Genomic DNA, 14,041 nt, shown 5'->3' with positions numbered 1-14,041 from the left:
GGGAGTGCTCGGCCGCCATGTCGGGGACCCGGAGCCGCCTGGCGGCGGTACGGCGCCGGGGTCGGAGGGGCCCGGTTAGGGGCCGGGCAGCCCGGCGCGCAGCTGCGCGAACGCCGAGTCGATCAGGTCGGGCAGGTCGGCGCCGGTGCGGCCGTCCACCCACAGGTCGACGGCGGTGCGCATGGCGACGCCGGCGGCGCCCGCCAGCAGGTGCGGGTACAGGTCGCGGCCGGCGTGCGTGCCGGTGCGCGCGGCGATGACCTCGGCGATCTGCCGCTGCATCTCGCCGAGGCCGCACAGCTGCTTGCCGACGAGCCCGGGGTTGCGCTTGACCACGCGCAGCAGCGCGATGGTCTCGTCGCGGGTGTCGGTCTGCAGCAGCACCTCCCGGACGACCGCGCGCAGCGCGTCCCAGATCGGCTCGCCCGCCGGACGGGCGCGCAGGGCGTCGATGACGGCCTGCGCCCCGTCGGTGAGCGGCGCGACGATCGCCTCTTCCTTGCCCGGGAAGTAGTTGTGGAACGTGCGGGGCGAGACCCCGGCCGCGTCGGCGATCGCCTCGATCGTGACGCCCTCGACGCCGCGCTCCACGGCGAGGAGGGCGGCGGCGCGGCTGAGCGCCTGGCGCGTCGCGACCTTCTTGCGCTCGCGCAGGCTCGTCTCGGTCATGCTCTCACGGTAAACCGAACTTGCATGTCCGGCAAAATTGCAGGCACTGCCAGCTTGCGTGATGTGCATCTCATCGCGGGCCGGGAACGGATCCGCGCCGCGCACCGTTCCCGGCGCCGCCCACTGGCGCCCCACCGACGACGTGCGCCCGCTAGTCGATCGGCAGGCCCGTGTAGTTCTCGGCCAGCGACGCCTTCGCGGCCTCGGACGAGGCCACGTAGTCCAGGTGCGAGCGCTGCAGCCGCAGGGCGAAGTCGTCGGCGGCCGGATCCACGTGCAGCAGCGTGGTCATCCAGTAGGAGAAGTGCTCGGCGCGCCACACGCGCCGCAGGCACGTCGAAGAATACGTGTCGAGGAGAGTGTCCGAGCCCGTCGCGTACCGCTCCGTCAGCGCCCTGGCCAGCACGATCACGTCGGACACCGCCAGGTTCAGGCCCTTGGCGCCCGTCGGTGGGACGATGTGCGCCGCGTCGCCCGCCAGGAACAGCCGGTCGTGCCGCATCGGCTCGGCCACGAAGCTGCGCATCGGCGTGATCGACTTGTCGGTGATCGGGCCCTCGTGCAGCTTCCACCCGTCGTCGGTGGCGAACCGGGTCGCGAGCTCGTCCCAGATCCGCGCGTCGGACCAGGAGCCGATGGACTCGTCCGGCGACACCTGCAGGTAGAGCCGGCTGACCTGCGGGGACCGCAGGCTGTGCAGCGCGAACCCGCGGTCGTGGTTGGCGTAGATCAGCTCCTCGGTGGACGGCGGGACGTCGGCGAGGATGCCGAGCCAGGCGAACGGGTACTCGCGGGAGAACGTGCGCAGCCCCGGCACCGCCGGGCGGCTGACGCCGTGGAACCCGTCGCAGCCCGCGATGTAGTCGCACTCGAGGGTGTGCGTCGCGCCGGCGGCGTCGCGGAACGTCACGCTGGGCGCGGAGGCGTCCAGGTCCACCACCTCGGTCTCGAACCGCACGTCGCCGCCGTCCGCCAGCCGCTTGGCGACGAGGTCCTTGACGATCTCGGTCTGCGCGTAGACCGTCACGGTCCGGCCCGTGAGGTCGGTCAGCGGGACCCGGTGGCCGGCGCCGCCGAACCGCAGCTCCAGGCCGTGGTGGACGAGGCCCTCGCGGTCGAGCCGCTCCCCCGCCCCGCTCTCGCGGAGCACGTCGGTGGTGCCCTGCTCGAGCATCCCGGCCCGCTGCCGCCGCTCCACGTAGCCGCGGTCGCGGCTCTCCAGGACCACCGAATCGATCCCCTGCAGATGCAGCAGATGCGACAGCAGCAGCCCCGCCGGGCCACCTCCGATGATCGCCACCTGGGTACGCATCGAGCCTCCTCGTCATCGGTCCTCGGGGGGATCCCCCTGTGATGCTGGCGCGCGTACCCGCAGGTTCAGGCGCCGGTCTTCCGCTCGGTGGAAAACGTCTCGGGGCGTGCGCGCCAGTGCCGCTCGACGTCGCGCGACAGCGCCCGCGCCGCCGTCGTCAGCGGCGGCAGCAGCCGCCGCAGGTCGGCGCTGCGGGTCCGCGCGACCAGCGACAGCGCGGCCACCACCTCGCCCGTCCCGTCGCGGACCGGCGCGCCGACCGACGAGGCGCCCAGCGTCATCTCGTCGCGGGTCAGCGCGTACCCCGAGCGGCGCACCTGCTCCAGGCAGCGCCGCATCTCGTCCGCGTCGGTGATCGTGCGCGCCGCGTGCCGGGCCAGCCCGGCGGCGATCACCCGCTCCCGGTACTCCGGCGGCGCGAACGCCAGCAGCACCTTCCCGACACCGGTGGTGTGCAGCGGCAGCGTCGCCCCGACCTGCGTCACGACCGGCACCGACCGCGTCCCGCGCAGCCGCTCGACGACCAGGACGCGGTCCTCGCGCAGCACGGCGAGCTGGACGTTGTCGTGGGTCGCCTCGTACAGGTCCTCCATGTGCGGCAGCGCCAGCTCCCGCAGGCCGGTGACGGCGGGTGCCTGGCTGCCGATCCGCCACAGCCGGGTGCCGATCCGGTACGTCCCGTCGGGCACCCGCTCCAGGAACCCGCCGGCCGCCAGCTCGCCGACCAGCCGGTGCCCGGTGGCCAGCGGCAGCCCGGCGCGGCGGCAGATCTCGCTCAGGTTCAGGCGCACGTCGTCCTGGGCGAAGGCGTTCAGGATGGCCATCACCTTGCCCGCCACGCTCATCGGGCGCGCGCGCTCCGCCATGGCCCTCCCGCCGGTCACTCCTGTTCGGCCAGTACCCGCTGGGCGACGGCGAACGCCGAGTTCGCGGCGGGCACCCCACAATAGATCGCGGTCTGCAGCAGGACCTCCTTGATCTCCTCGGGGGTCAGCCCGTTGCGCAGCGCGGCGCGCACGTGCATGGCCAGCTCGTCCAGGTGGCCGCCCGCGACCATGGCGGTCAGCGTGATGCAGCTGCGGGTCTTGCGGTCCAGCCCGGGACGGGTCCAGATCTCGCCCCACGCGTACCGGGTGATCAGGTCCTGGAAGTCGGTGGTGAAGGCGTCCTTGCGCGCCTCGGCGCGGTCGACGTGCGCGTCGCCGAGCACCTCGCGGCGCGTCCGCATGCCCGCGGCGTGGCGTTCCTCGTCGGTGCTCATGCCCGTCCCTTCCAGGTGCGATCCAGGTGCGCGGTGATCGCCTCGGTGACCGGTTCCGGCCGCTCGGCGTTGGCGAGGTGCCCGGCGCCGTCGACCACCGCCAGTTCGGCGCCGGGGATGCCGCCGGCGAGGCGGTCGGCGTGCCCCTCCGGCGGGGTCGGGCCGTCCTGCGCGCCGGCGATCACCAGGGTCGGCGCGGTGATGCCGCCGAGCCGCGCGGTGGCGTCGAACGCGGCGAGCGCGTCGCAGCAGCCCGCGTAGCCCTCCGGATCGGTCGCGCGGAGCATCGCCACGTACGGCTCCGCGCCGGTGAACCCGGGGGTGAACCAGCGCTCTGCGGCGGTGTCGGCGACCGGTCCGACGCCTTCGCGGCGGACGAGCGCGGCGCGGTCCCGCCACGGCTCCGGGTCGCCGAAGCGCGGCGAGGTGCAGCACAGGACGAGGCTCGCGACCCGTTCGGGGGCGCGGAGCGCGAGGGCGGTGCCGACCGCGCCGCCGAGCGAGACGCCCGCGTACGCGGCCTCGGCGATGCCGAGCCGGTCGAGCAGCGCGGCGACCCCGCCGGCGAGGTCCTCGACGGTGAACGGGCCGTCCGGCGGCGGCGCGCCGCCGTGGCCCGGCAGGTCGTAGCGCAGCACCCGCCATGACCGCGTCAGCGCGGGCAGCTGCGGCAGCCACAGGTCCATCGAGGTGCCAAGGGACGGGCCGAGGACGACGACGGGCGCGTCCGCCGGCCCGTCGAGGCGGTACTGCGGGGTCTCGGGATGCGGGGTCACGCGCGGCTCCTCCGGTACGCGTCGAGGGCCCGGTCGGCCAGGGCGGCGGCCGCGCCGGTGCCGGGGTCGGCTCCGAGGACGTTCAGCAGGCCGTCCAGGTTCGCGCGCATCCGGTCCGCCGACACCTCCAGCCCGCAGACCAGTTCGGCGGCGGTCTCGGCGGCGCCGCCGGTCAGCCGCAGGCACTCGCGCAGCGGCTGCCACTCGGCGTGCCACTCCCCCGCCGGCCGCTCCAGCGGCGCGGCCTGCGCGGCGAGGACGACCTGCGCGTACGCCGGGACCTGCAGCGCCGCCGACCGGACGAGGGCCGACAGCGCCGGGTTGCGCTTGTGCGGCATCGACGACGAGCCGCCCCGCCCGGGCCCGGCGGCCTCGGCGACCTCGTCGACCTCGCTCTGCGCGAGCAGCCACACGTCGGTGGCGATCTTGCCGAGGGCGCCGGCCGTCACCGCGAGAGCGGACGCGAGGTCGGCGACCGGGGTGCGGCGGGTGTGCCACGGCAGGACCGGGACGTCCAGGCCGGTCTCCTCGGCGAACGCGGCGACCAGGTCGAACGCCGCGTCCCCGTAGGCGTCCAGGGTGCCGGCGGCGCCGCCGAGCTGGACGGGCAGCGCCACCGCAGCCAGCCGCTCGCGCGCCTCCAGGCAGCCGAGCAGCCAGTTCGCCGCCTTCGCGCCGAACGTGGTGGGCAGCGCCTGCCGGCCGAGCGTGCGGCCCGCCATCGGGGTGTCGCGGTACCGCGCCGCCGTCCCGGCCAGCGCGTCCAGGGCCCGGTCGAGGTGGGCCAGGGTGACGCGCCGCGTCCGGGCCGCGACGAGCATGGCGCCGGTGTCGGCGATGTCTTGGCTGGTGGCGCCCTTGTGCACGTGCTCGCCCGCCGCGCCGGCGCGGCTGCGCAGGTCGGCGACCAGCGGCACCACCGGATTGCCGGACCCGCGGGCGCGGCGCGCCACGTCGGCCGGGTCGAACCCGCCGCCGGCCGCGGCGGCGGTGATCGCCTCCGCCGCGGCGGCCGGAACGATCTTCAGCCGGGCCTGCGCCCGGGCGAGCGCCGCCTCGGCGTCCAGCATCGCCGCCAGGTACGCGGCGTCGCTGGTGGCCGCCTCGGCCTCCGTCCCGGCGCGCACCGGCGACAGCAGCCCCGCGTCCGGCGACGGCCCCTCGGTGGGCGCCGTCTCAGAAGGCGGCGTCTCAGAGGGCAAGGAAGACCGTCTCCCCCTCGCCCTGCAGCCGCACGTCGAACCGGTACGTCCGGTCGGCCTCCCGCTCGGCGACCAGCGTCCCGCGGCGGTCCGCCGGGACCTCCGCGAGCAGCGGGTCGGCGGCGTGCGCGGCCTCGTCCTCGGGGAAGTAGATCCGGGTCGCGACCGGCTTCAGCAGGCCCCGCGCGAACACCAGCAGCGCGATGTAGGGCGCGCCCGCGCCGACCGCGCCCGGCTTCACCGTGGTGAACCAGTACCCGCCCGCCGGGTCGGTGCCGCACCGGCCGAACCCGGAGAAGTCATGCCCCTCCCGGACGATGCCGCCCGGCCGCCGCGGGATCTCCCCGTTCTCGTCGGCCTGCCAGATCTCCAGCAGCGCGTCCGGCACGGGCTCGCCGGCGCCGTCCAGCACCCGCCCCCGCACGGTGATCGCGTCCGGCCGCCACGCGGGCGCCACCCGCGGGCCGGCCTCGTACGGCAGCGCGTAGCCGTAGAACGGGCCGACGGTCTGCGACGGGGTGGTCTTCGCCGATGCCGTCATCACGCCTCCATCGGGGTGTCGCCGAGCACGATGTCCCACTGGAACCCCAATGCCCACTCCGGCTTGGTGAGGTCCATGTCGAACCGCGAGATCAGCTTGTCGCGGTCCTTCTGCTCGGGGATCGACTGGAAGATCGGGTCGAACGGGAACAGCGGGTCGTCCGGGAAGTACATCTGCGTGACGAGCCGCTGGGTGAACGCGGTGCCGAACACCGAGAAGTGGATGTGGGCCGGCCGCCACGCGTTGTGGTGGTTGCCCCACGGGTACGCGCCCGGCTTGATCGTGATGAAGCGGTAGCGGCCGTCGTCGTCGGTGAGGCAGCGCCCCGCGCCGGTGAAGTTCGGGTCCAGCGGCGCCGGGTGGATGTCGCCGAGGTGGTCGTAGCGGCCCGCGGAGTTCGCCTGCCAGACCTCCACGAGCGCGTTGCGCACCGGGCGGCCCGCCCCGTCCAGCACCCGGCCGGTCACGATGATCCGCTGGCCGAGCGGCTCGCCGGAGTGCTGGACCGTCAGGTCGTGGTCCAGCCGGCCGAGCTCCTGGTGGCCGAAGACCGGCGCGGCCAGCTCCACGCTGTCCGGGCCGAGCTTCGGCATGATCAGCTCCTGCGCCGGGGCGCGGAGCACGGTGCTCTTGTAGCCCGGATACAGGTACGGGGGATGCGTCATGCGCTCGTTCCTTCCTCGACGTGCTCCGCGGTGCGGCCCGCCACGATGATCACCTTAGGGCCGCCGTGCACGTCCGCCCCGCCGTCGCGCCGCACTGCGCTCCACCCTGGCAGCAGCCGGGGACCGCGCCGCACCCGGCTTTCCGCTCAATGGAAAACCAGGGGCGCCGTCAGCGGGAGGGGCCGGGATCAGGCGCGGTCGGGCAGCCCGAACACCGGGAACAGCGACGTGTCGAAGAACGCCGACACCTGCGACACCCCGTCGCCCGTGATGCTCAGCACCTGGATCTGGAACGGCCGGTGCACGCCCTCGGCGTCGCGCCGGTACATGCCGAAGGCCGGCTGGCCGTTGGCCGCCGCCGGGATCATCCGCAGCTCGCCCGGCTCGGGGCCGCACTGCGCCTTGATCAGCCGGACGATCGCGTCCGAGCCGACGAACCACTCGGGGAACGGCGGCATCTCCCAGACCGCGTCCTTGCGGAACAGCTCCAGCAGCGCGTCCACGTCCGCGTCGTCGAACGCCTTCGCGTACCGCTCGAGCAGCTTGCGCTGGCCCGGGTCGGTCGGCTCGACCAGTTCGTCGCGCAGCGGCGCCGCCTCCTCCAGTTGCGCGCGCGCCCGCTGCAGCGCGCTGTTGACCGCCGCCGTGGACGTGCCGAGCAGCTCGGCGGCCTCGGCGGCCTTCCACTTCAGCACGTCCCGCAGGATCAGCACGACCCGCTGCTTGGCGGGCAGGTGCTGGAGCGCGGCGACGAACGCCAGCCGGGTGCTCTCGCGGGCGGCGACGATGGTGGCGGGATCCGTGGCGTCCGCGCCGAGCACCGCGTCCGGCGCGGGCTCCAGCCACGGCACCTCCGGCGACGCGACGACGGGCCGCTCCGGCTCGTCGCTGGGCGCGCCCAGCCCGGACGGCATCGGCCGGTGGCCGCGCTGGTCGATCGCGGTCAGGCAGACGTTCGTGGCGATCCGGTACAGCCACGTCCGCAGGGACGACCGCCCCTCGAAGTTGTCGTAGGACCGCCAGGCCCGCAGATAGGTCTCCTGGACGAGGTCCTCGGCGTCGTGGATCGACCCCAGCATCCGGTAGCAGTGCGCCAGCAGCTCCCGCCGGTACGGGTCGGCCAGCTCCTGGAAGTCCTGATCCGTCTCTTTGGTGCTGTTCACCATGGTGGTCATCACCTTCGCTGGGCGGCGTCAGTGCGGCGGCGCCGCTTCGGCCGCCGTCCACCCCGACCGTAGGCGACCCCACCGACAGAACACATGCGTTCTGACGATCCTACGCCCGACCTGCGGTTTCACCACCCCGAACGGCTCACCCGGCGCGCCCGCGAATCCCCGCCACCAGCCCCGCGAAAGCCTCCCGCGTCATCGCGATCACCGGCCCCCCGGCATCCTTGGAGTCCCGCACCCAGACCAAAGCCCGCGCCCCCGCCACCTCGACGCACTCGGCCTCCCGGCTCGCCGAGGCCTTGCGCCAGCGCACGGCTCCTGCGGGCTCCTCGCGAGCGCCGGTGGGCGCGGCTCCACCGGACACGGAAACGGACCGCTGGACCAGTGTCACCAGAGCCTCCCACCGGCCTCACCGAGGCCGTTTCGCCTATCCGCGGGCACCACCGCCCGTTGCCTACCCAGAGCGATCAGCGAACACTCTCCGTAATTCGCATCGATCTCGGCAGGAAGAGTCCATCGATCTTGGCAGGAAGATTTGTACCAGCTTCGGCAGCGACCGGACGGCGCAATGCGACTCTTGGTCCGGGGTTCGCCGGTGGCTCGGCGGCCGGCCGGCGTCACGTCATGGAAGCGATGATCTCTTCGATGAAGCGGCCGGTCTCATCGGGGCGCACGGCCAGTTGCCGCAGGTTCTCGTACGCCGCCCGGTAGCCGGTGATCCTCGCGTCGGGGTCCATGACGGTGACGTCCGTCTGCTCGATGTACAGGACGTCGTTCACTCTGGCATCGGCGAACTCTAGAACGGTGAACTCGCCCCCCATGCCGAAATGGGCGCCCTTGGAGAACGGGATGACCTCGATCGACACATAAGGCTTCTCGAGCATCCCGAGGAGATGCCGCAACTGCCTGGGCATGATGCCGGGGTCGACCTGACCGCCCACCCGGCGGCGGAGCGCCGCCTCGTCCACCACCATCGATATCCGCGGGGGTCCGCTCTGCGAGAAGATCTCCTCCTGCCGCCGCATCCGCACCTCGACCACGACATCGCGCTGGTTAAGGGTCGGAACGAACTCGACCGTAACCGCGTTCGCGTACTCCTCGGTCTGGAGAAGGCCGGGCACCAGCAGCGGCTGGAAACTGCGGATGATCGACGCGCCGTTCTCATACCCGATGTACCTGAGGTATTCGGGGGCCAGCTCGTTCTTGTAGAGCGCCCACCAGCCGCGCTGGCGGGCGTCCCGGGCGATTTCGGTCAGCTTCGCGATCTGCGCGTCGCCGTCCTGAATTCCATAGTGGCGCAGCAGCGCATGCAGGTCGGTCGTGGAGACGCCGACGGCCCCGCCCTCGATGCGGATCAGTTTGGACGTCGACCAGTCGAGCGCGGCGGCCACCTGCTCCTGGGTCGTGTCGTTCTCCTGGCGGAGGCGCTGCAGCTCACTGGTCAGAACCGCGCGCTGGACCACCGGCCCGGGTCGGGAGGGCACACCCATGCTCACCCCTCTGCTCGCCCTGGCAGAGCGGCACGTCACCGACCGCCGCCGTGCGGGATGCCTCCATTAAAACAGCGATGTGGCAGTTTGCCAGGCCCACTGCACCAGGTTGCAGATTGCAGCGGGACAAGGGCGGAAAGCACTCTGGAACCTTGCCGTGCGGGCGCGGGGCGGCGGCGGCGGACGCTCACCGCCCCAGGAGGCCCACCGGTCGCGTCTCCTTTCACTGAGTGCGTCGAGAGGCGTGCCATCGCGCGCTTCGCCTGCCGCCGAACCGCCATGCGCCGTGCCGCCGTCAGGCAGGGCGCGTGGCGCCGTGTTGCCACTTATCGCGGCGACAGGTGGAGAAAAAGATTCTTGCGATCTGCGGCGCGCAGATCTGCGCCAGGCAATCAGCCGCGGGCAGGGGCCTCTCCGCGAGTCGGCGCATAATAGTCGACGAAGGTGAACGCACCAGCCCCCGCGGGCCGACGGAAACCGCCGGAAGCCCGCCCGAACAGTGGCGGGACCCCTGTTGCAGCAGGGGTCCCGCGCGTGACCGTAACAGCCATTCCCAGAAAGGCTTCGATCCTCAATGAGGATACGACGCGCGCACGACCGGAAGCCAGTGTCACGGGACGCTTCCGTCACGCAGGTGCGCTTCATGGGCGGGTGGGCGCCGCGCCCGGCCGCCGCCCCCGCCGACCCGCGGCACTACACGTGCCTCCTCGCCGTGGACGTGGTGGGCTTCAGCGCCCCGCACCGGGACGAGGCGATCCAGGAGGAGCTCCGCGGCGCGACGTACGAACTGGTGCGGCGGGCGTTCGAGATGACCTGGCTGCCGTGGGAGGCCTGCCATGTGGAGGACCGGGGCGACGGCATGCTCGTCGTGCTGCCGCCGGGCATGCCCGGGCATCTGCTCCTCGATCCGCTCGCTCATCATCTCGGCGCGATGCTGCGGCATTCGAACCGGTGCCGGAGCGAGGCGTCGCGGCTGCGGTTGCGGGTCGCGGTGTCGGCCGGTTTCGTGCGGCGGGACGCCTACGGTGTGGCGGGGCATGCCGTGATCCATCTGTTCCGGCTGCTGGACGCGCCGGCGTTCAAGGAGGCGATCGAGCTGTCCGGTTCGGACGTCGGCCTGCTCGTCGGCGACCGGATGTTCGAGGACGTGACGGGCAGCGGCGCCTACGTCGAGCGGGAGCGGTACCGGCCCGTCCACGTGGTCTGCAAGGAGACCAAGGCGACGGCGTGGCTGTGGACGTCGGGTTCCGGCCCGGCGTAGTGCGGCGGGGGGACCTTTACGGGATCTCCACAATGGCGGCACATGTCGCGCTTTTCCGGGCGCCAGGGTGAAGAGCATGCGCGTGAAGATGATCCTTCCGGCCCTGACCGAGGCGACGTCGCCGTTCTACCGGCCGATCAAGTACTCGCTCTTCCCGCCGCTCGGGCTGGCCACGCTGGCGGGGTACCTCGAGCCGGACGACGAGGTGACGCTCACCGACGAGCACGTCCAGAAGGTCGACCTGTCGGACGAGCCCGACCTGGTGGTCATCCAGGTCTACATCACGTCCGCGCGGCGCGCCTACGAGCTGGCCGATCACTACCGCGCCAAGGGCGTGCACGTGTGCCTCGGCGGCCTGCACGTGACGTCGCTGCCGGACGAGGCCGCGGCGCACGCCGACACGGTGTTCCTCGGACCGGGCGAGGACACCTGGCCGCGCTTCCTCACCGACTTCCGCGCGGGACGTCCGGCGGCGCGCTACGAGTCCACCGAGCGGACGCTGGCGGCGCTTCCGCCGGTGCGGCGGGATCTGATCGACCGGCGCAGGTACCTCGTGCCGAACTCGATCGTGGTGTCGCGCGGCTGCCCGCACGTCTGCGACTTCTGCTACAAGGAGGCGTTCTTCGAGGGCGGCAAGTCCTTCTATACGCAGACGGTCGACGCGGCACTCGCGGAGATCGAACGGCTGCCGGGCCGTCACCTGTACTTCCTGGACGACCACCTGTTCGGCAACGCGCGGTTCGCCGGGACGCTGTTCGACGGGATGCGCGGCATGGGGCGGCTGTGGCAGGCCGCCGGGACGGTCCAGTCGGTGCTGCGGCCGGGGCTGCTGGAGAAGGCGGTGGAGTCGGGGCTGCGCAGCCTGTTCGTCGGGTTCGAGACCGTCAACGCCGGCAACCTCGCCGAGCAGCGCAAGTGGCAGAACATCGACCGGGACTACGGGCAGGTGATCAGGCGCCTGCACGACCACGGCGTCATGGTGAACGGCAGCTTCGTGTTCGGCATGGACGAGGACGACCCGAGCGTGTTCGAGCGGACGGTGGAGTGGGCGGTCGGGCAGGGCATCGAGACCGCGACGTTCCACGTCATGACGCCGTACCCCGGTACGCGGTTGTACGCGCGGATGGAGAAGGCGGGGCGGATCCTTCACCACGACTGGGACCGCTATGACACCCGCACCGTCGTGTTCAAGCCAGCCCGGATGACCGCCACCCAGCTGGAGAGCGGCTACTGGCGCGCCTACCGGGACTTCTACAAGTGGCGGAACATCGCGAGGGGCGCGGCGTCGAAGCCGACGCTGCGGGGGAAGGCGCGGCACGCGGCGTACGCGGGCGGGTGGAAGAAGTTCGAGCCGGCGTGGGACGTGGTGATCCGCGCGAAGCGGGCGGGGGCGGCGCTGCCGCTGCTGGAGTCGGTCCTGTCGGGGTTCGGCGCCCGGCCCGCGAGCGCCCGCGGCGAGCGGCCCGCCGGTGACACGCCGGTGACGATTGCGGAAACTCGGCTTTCCTGAAGCGGAAACACTTCCGTCGGAACGGGTATGCCTGCACCCTAGAGTGCACATCAGTCCGTTGCCTTCAGGAGGGACCGTGATCGCGAGACCGGAGGGCGGCCCGCGCGTCGTCGTGGGGGTCGATGACTCCGCGGGGGCACGATGCGCGCTCTCCTGGGCGATCGGCGAGGCGCGGCTGCGCCGGCTGCCGCTGCTCGTCGCCCACTCCGCGCCGCTGCCGCCGCACGTCTCGGCGGCGGGCCAGCTCGGCTGCGGGATCACCGACGCGCTGCGCGGGTCGGGCGCCGAGCTGGTCGCCCGGCTGCTGGACGAGGTGAGCGGCGGTCCCCCGGACGGGGTGGAGATGACGGCGCTGGCGCTGGTCGGGGAGCCGGGCGCGACGCTGGTCCGGCTGGCGGGCGAGGACGACATCCTGGTCGTCGGGCACGGGACGCGGGGGCCGTTCTCGCGGCTGCTGCGGCCGTCGGTGCGGCTGCACTGCGCGCGCCGGGCGCGGGCGACGCTGGTGTGCGTGCGCCCGCCGGCGATCGGGACGCTGCCGGACTACATGACGCTGCGCGACGAGCCCGAGCACGCGCCCGACCGGTCGCGGTTCCGCTGGCTCGGCCGGGCGCTGCGGCTCGCGCGCTGACCCGCGGCGCGGGCGGGCGGCCCGCGCCGCATAGGCTGCGGGCATGCGCAAGTACGTGATCATCGGCGCGCAGGGCAGCGGGAAGGGGACGCAGTCGCTGCTGCTGGCGCGCGATCTCGACCTGGTGCACATCGGCGTCGGAGACATCTTCCGCTGGCATGTGCAGAACCACACCAAGCTCGGCGCGCAGGTCCGGCGCGCGATGGCGGCGGGCGAGCTGGTGGGCGACGACCTGGTGGAGGGCGTCGTCCGGGACCGGCTCCACCAGCACGACTGGAACTACGGGTTCATCATCGACGGGTTCCCGCGCAGCCGCCGGCAGGCGGAGTTCTTCCTGGAGGGCTACGACATCGACGGCGTGATCCACCTGGATCTGCCGGACGAGGAGGTGCGGCGCCGGGTGCTGGCGCGCAGGCTGTGCTCCGAGTGCGGGATGGACTACAACCTGATCGCGGACCGGCCCGACCAGGAGGGCCGCTGCGACGTGTGCGGCGGTGAGCTCGTCACGCGCGCGGACGACACCGAGGAGGCGGTCGCGGAGCGGCTGCGGCTCTACCGGGAGAAGACCGCCCCGATCCTGGAGCTGTTCGGCCGCAAGGAGTACGTGGTGACGGTGGACGCGCGGCCCGACGCCGACACCGTGCAGCGGACGCTGCGGGAGAAGCTCGGCCTGCCCGCACCGCGATGACCGCCGCCGGCGTGCCCGAGGCGGCGCCCTCACCGGTCGTGGAGCTGGACGACGCCCGGTTCGCGCGGCGCGGCCTGCGGCTGTTCCTCAAGCGCGACGATCTCGTCCATCCCGAGCTTCCGGGCAACAAGTGGCGCAAGCTGCGGCACAACATCGGGCCCGCCCGCGAGCACGGGACGCTGCTGACGTTCGGCGGGGCGTACTCCAACCATCTGCGGGCGACGGCGGCGGCCGGGGACGTCTTCGGATTCGCGACGATCGGCGTCGTGCGGGGCGAGGAGCACCTGCCGCTGAACGCGTCGCTGGCGTACGCCGAGCGCAGGGGCATGCGGCTCACCTATATGGACCGGACGACGTACCGCCGCAAGCACGAACCGGACGTCGTCGCCGCGCTGCGGGACCGGTGGGGCGACTTCTACCTGCTGCCCGAGGGCGGCGGCAACGCCCTGGCCGTCCGGGGCTGCGCGGAGCTGGGCGCCGAGGCGGCGGGCTTCGACGTGGTCTGCTGCCCGTGCGGGACGGGCGGGACGCTCGCGGGCCTGGCCGCCGGGCTGCCGCCGGGCGCGCGTGCGCTGGGGTTCTCCGTGCTCAAGGGCGGTTTCATGGACGCCGAGGTGGACCGCCTCCAGCACGAGACCTACGGGGAGCGGCGCGGGGCCTGGAGCGTCGAGCACGGCTTCCACTTCGGCGGCTACGCCAGGACGTCCCCGGAGCTGGACGCTTTCATCGGCGACTTCGCCGACCGGCACGGGCTCGTCCTCGACCGGATCTACACGGCGAAGATGATGTTCGGGATCGTCGCGCTCGCCGAGCGCGGCGTGTTCCCCGCCGGTGCCCGGATCCTGGCCGTCATCACCGGCTGACCG

Annotated in this window: 16 protein-coding genes; 5 read left to right on the top strand and 11 right to left on the bottom strand. The window is 73.0% G+C overall.

Annotation, left to right across the window (positions count from 1 at the left end; all coding sequences use genetic code 11):
• Positions 1–75: 75 nt before the first annotated feature.
• From J4709_RS24290 to J4709_RS24245, 11 genes are all read right to left on the bottom strand, one after another.
• Entirely contained in the window at positions 76–669 is a 594-nt protein-coding gene (locus J4709_RS24290) for an acyl-CoA-like ligand-binding transcription factor (RefSeq protein WP_208244103.1), read from the bottom strand.
• A 151-nt stretch (positions 670–820) separates the two neighbouring features.
• Positions 821–1,981 carry a 4-hydroxybenzoate 3-monooxygenase gene (locus tag J4709_RS24285; RefSeq protein WP_208244102.1) on the bottom strand — a complete coding sequence of 387 codons (1,161 nt, stop codon included), beginning with the start codon at positions 1,979–1,981 and terminating at the stop codon, positions 821–823.
• A gap of 65 nt (positions 1,982–2,046) precedes the next feature.
• Positions 2,047–2,847: an IclR family transcriptional regulator gene (locus J4709_RS24280; RefSeq protein WP_208244101.1), complete on the bottom strand. Its 801-nt coding sequence runs from the start codon at positions 2,845–2,847 to the stop codon at positions 2,047–2,049.
• Positions 2,848–2,861: 14 nt separating this feature from the next.
• The gene (pcaC, locus tag J4709_RS55710) at positions 2,862–3,242 is read right to left on the bottom strand and encodes a 4-carboxymuconolactone decarboxylase (RefSeq protein WP_307801495.1); all 381 of its coding nucleotides are present in this window, start codon (positions 3,240–3,242) and stop codon (positions 2,862–2,864) included.
• Positions 3,239–4,018, bottom strand: a complete 780-nt coding sequence (gene pcaD, locus J4709_RS24275; protein ID WP_307801494.1) for a 3-oxoadipate enol-lactonase — start codon at positions 4,016–4,018, stop codon at positions 3,239–3,241. Before pcaD ends, pcaC begins: the two co-directional genes overlap by 4 nt.
• Positions 4,015–5,220, bottom strand: coding sequence for a 3-carboxy-cis,cis-muconate cycloisomerase (gene pcaB, locus J4709_RS24270; protein WP_208244100.1), 1,206 nt, complete (start codon positions 5,218–5,220; stop codon positions 4,015–4,017). The genes pcaD and pcaB overlap by 4 nt, the downstream gene beginning before the upstream one ends.
• The gene (pcaG, locus tag J4709_RS24265; RefSeq protein ID WP_208244099.1) at positions 5,210–5,761 is read right to left on the bottom strand and encodes a protocatechuate 3,4-dioxygenase subunit alpha; all 552 of its coding nucleotides are present in this window, start codon (positions 5,759–5,761) and stop codon (positions 5,210–5,212) included. Before pcaG ends, pcaB begins: the two co-directional genes overlap by 11 nt.
• Complete coding sequence (gene pcaH / locus J4709_RS24260; protein WP_208244098.1) at positions 5,761–6,426, bottom strand: protocatechuate 3,4-dioxygenase subunit beta; 666 nt, start codon at positions 6,424–6,426, stop codon at positions 5,761–5,763. Before pcaH ends, pcaG begins: the two co-directional genes overlap by 1 nt.
• Positions 6,427–6,614: 188 nt before the next feature.
• Positions 6,615–7,601 (bottom strand): sigma-70 family RNA polymerase sigma factor, encoded by a 987-nt coding sequence (locus J4709_RS24255; protein ID WP_208244097.1) that lies wholly within the window; start codon positions 7,599–7,601, stop codon positions 6,615–6,617.
• 136 nt (positions 7,602–7,737) lie between these two features.
• Positions 7,738–7,908 (bottom strand): DUF397 domain-containing protein, encoded by a 171-nt coding sequence (locus J4709_RS24250; protein ID WP_208244096.1) that lies wholly within the window; start codon positions 7,906–7,908, stop codon positions 7,738–7,740.
• 304 nt (positions 7,909–8,212) lie between these two features.
• Positions 8,213–9,085, bottom strand: a complete 873-nt coding sequence (locus tag J4709_RS24245) for a helix-turn-helix domain-containing protein (protein WP_208244095.1) — start codon at positions 9,083–9,085, stop codon at positions 8,213–8,215.
• Between the two features lie 643 nt (positions 9,086–9,728).
• Between J4709_RS24245 and J4709_RS24240 the strand changes: the two genes are divergently transcribed.
• The 5 genes from J4709_RS24240 to J4709_RS24220 all read left to right on the top strand — a co-directional run bounded on the left by J4709_RS24240 (position 9,729) and on the right by J4709_RS24220 (position 14,038).
• Positions 9,729–10,346, top strand: coding sequence for a hypothetical protein (locus J4709_RS24240; protein ID WP_208244094.1), 618 nt, complete (start codon positions 9,729–9,731; stop codon positions 10,344–10,346).
• 76 nt (positions 10,347–10,422) lie between these two features.
• The gene (locus J4709_RS24235; protein WP_208244093.1) at positions 10,423–11,856 is read left to right on the top strand and encodes a B12-binding domain-containing radical SAM protein; all 1,434 of its coding nucleotides are present in this window, start codon (positions 10,423–10,425) and stop codon (positions 11,854–11,856) included.
• 76 nt (positions 11,857–11,932) lie between these two features.
• Positions 11,933–12,487 (top strand): universal stress protein, encoded by a 555-nt coding sequence (locus J4709_RS24230; RefSeq protein ID WP_208244092.1) that lies wholly within the window; start codon positions 11,933–11,935, stop codon positions 12,485–12,487.
• A 43-nt stretch (positions 12,488–12,530) separates the two neighbouring features.
• Positions 12,531–13,175 (top strand): adenylate kinase family protein, encoded by a 645-nt coding sequence (locus J4709_RS24225; RefSeq protein WP_208244091.1) that lies wholly within the window; start codon positions 12,531–12,533, stop codon positions 13,173–13,175.
• Positions 13,172–14,038: a 1-aminocyclopropane-1-carboxylate deaminase/D-cysteine desulfhydrase gene (locus J4709_RS24220; RefSeq protein WP_208244090.1), complete on the top strand. Its 867-nt coding sequence runs from the start codon at positions 13,172–13,174 to the stop codon at positions 14,036–14,038. The genes J4709_RS24225 and J4709_RS24220 overlap by 4 nt, the downstream gene beginning before the upstream one ends.
• Positions 14,039–14,041 lie beyond the last annotated feature (3 nt).

It is taken from the genome of Actinomadura violacea (assembly GCF_017573465.1).
GTDB classification, from domain to species: Bacteria; Actinomycetota; Actinomycetes; order Streptosporangiales; family Streptosporangiaceae; genus Spirillospora; species Spirillospora violacea.
Note: the sequence above shows the minus strand (reverse complement) of the source record. Positions and strands in the feature narration are given on the sequence as shown.

Bases quoted from the DNA above. Each gene is read 5' to 3' on its own strand.
- J4709_RS24290 (WP_208244103.1), bottom strand. From the start codon at position 669: ATGACCGAGACGAGCCTGCGCGAGCGCAAGAAGGTCGCGACGCGCCAG.
- J4709_RS24285 (WP_208244102.1), bottom strand. From the start codon at position 1,981: ATGCGTACCCAGGTGGCGATCATCGGAGGTGGCCCGGCGGGGCTGCTG.
- J4709_RS24280 (WP_208244101.1), bottom strand. From the start codon at position 2,847: ATGGCGGAGCGCGCGCGCCCGATGAGCGTGGCGGGCAAGGTGATGGCC.
- pcaC (WP_307801495.1), bottom strand. From the start codon at position 3,242: ATGAGCACCGACGAGGAACGCCACGCCGCGGGCATGCGGACGCGCCGC.
- pcaG (WP_208244099.1), bottom strand. From the start codon at position 5,761: ATGACGGCATCGGCGAAGACCACCCCGTCGCAGACCGTCGGCCCGTTC.
- pcaH (WP_208244098.1), bottom strand. From the start codon at position 6,426: ATGACGCATCCCCCGTACCTGTATCCGGGCTACAAGAGCACCGTGCTC.
- J4709_RS24255 (WP_208244097.1), bottom strand. From the start codon at position 7,601: ATGACCACCATGGTGAACAGCACCAAAGAGACGGATCAGGACTTCCAG.
- J4709_RS24245 (WP_208244095.1), bottom strand. From the start codon at position 9,085: ATGGGTGTGCCCTCCCGACCCGGGCCGGTGGTCCAGCGCGCGGTTCTG.
- J4709_RS24240 (WP_208244094.1), top strand. From the start codon at position 9,729: ATGGGCGGGTGGGCGCCGCGCCCGGCCGCCGCCCCCGCCGACCCGCGG.
- J4709_RS24235 (WP_208244093.1), top strand. From the start codon at position 10,423: ATGCGCGTGAAGATGATCCTTCCGGCCCTGACCGAGGCGACGTCGCCG.
- J4709_RS24225 (WP_208244091.1), top strand. From the start codon at position 12,531: ATGCGCAAGTACGTGATCATCGGCGCGCAGGGCAGCGGGAAGGGGACG.
- J4709_RS24220 (WP_208244090.1), top strand. From the start codon at position 13,172: ATGACCGCCGCCGGCGTGCCCGAGGCGGCGCCCTCACCGGTCGTGGAG.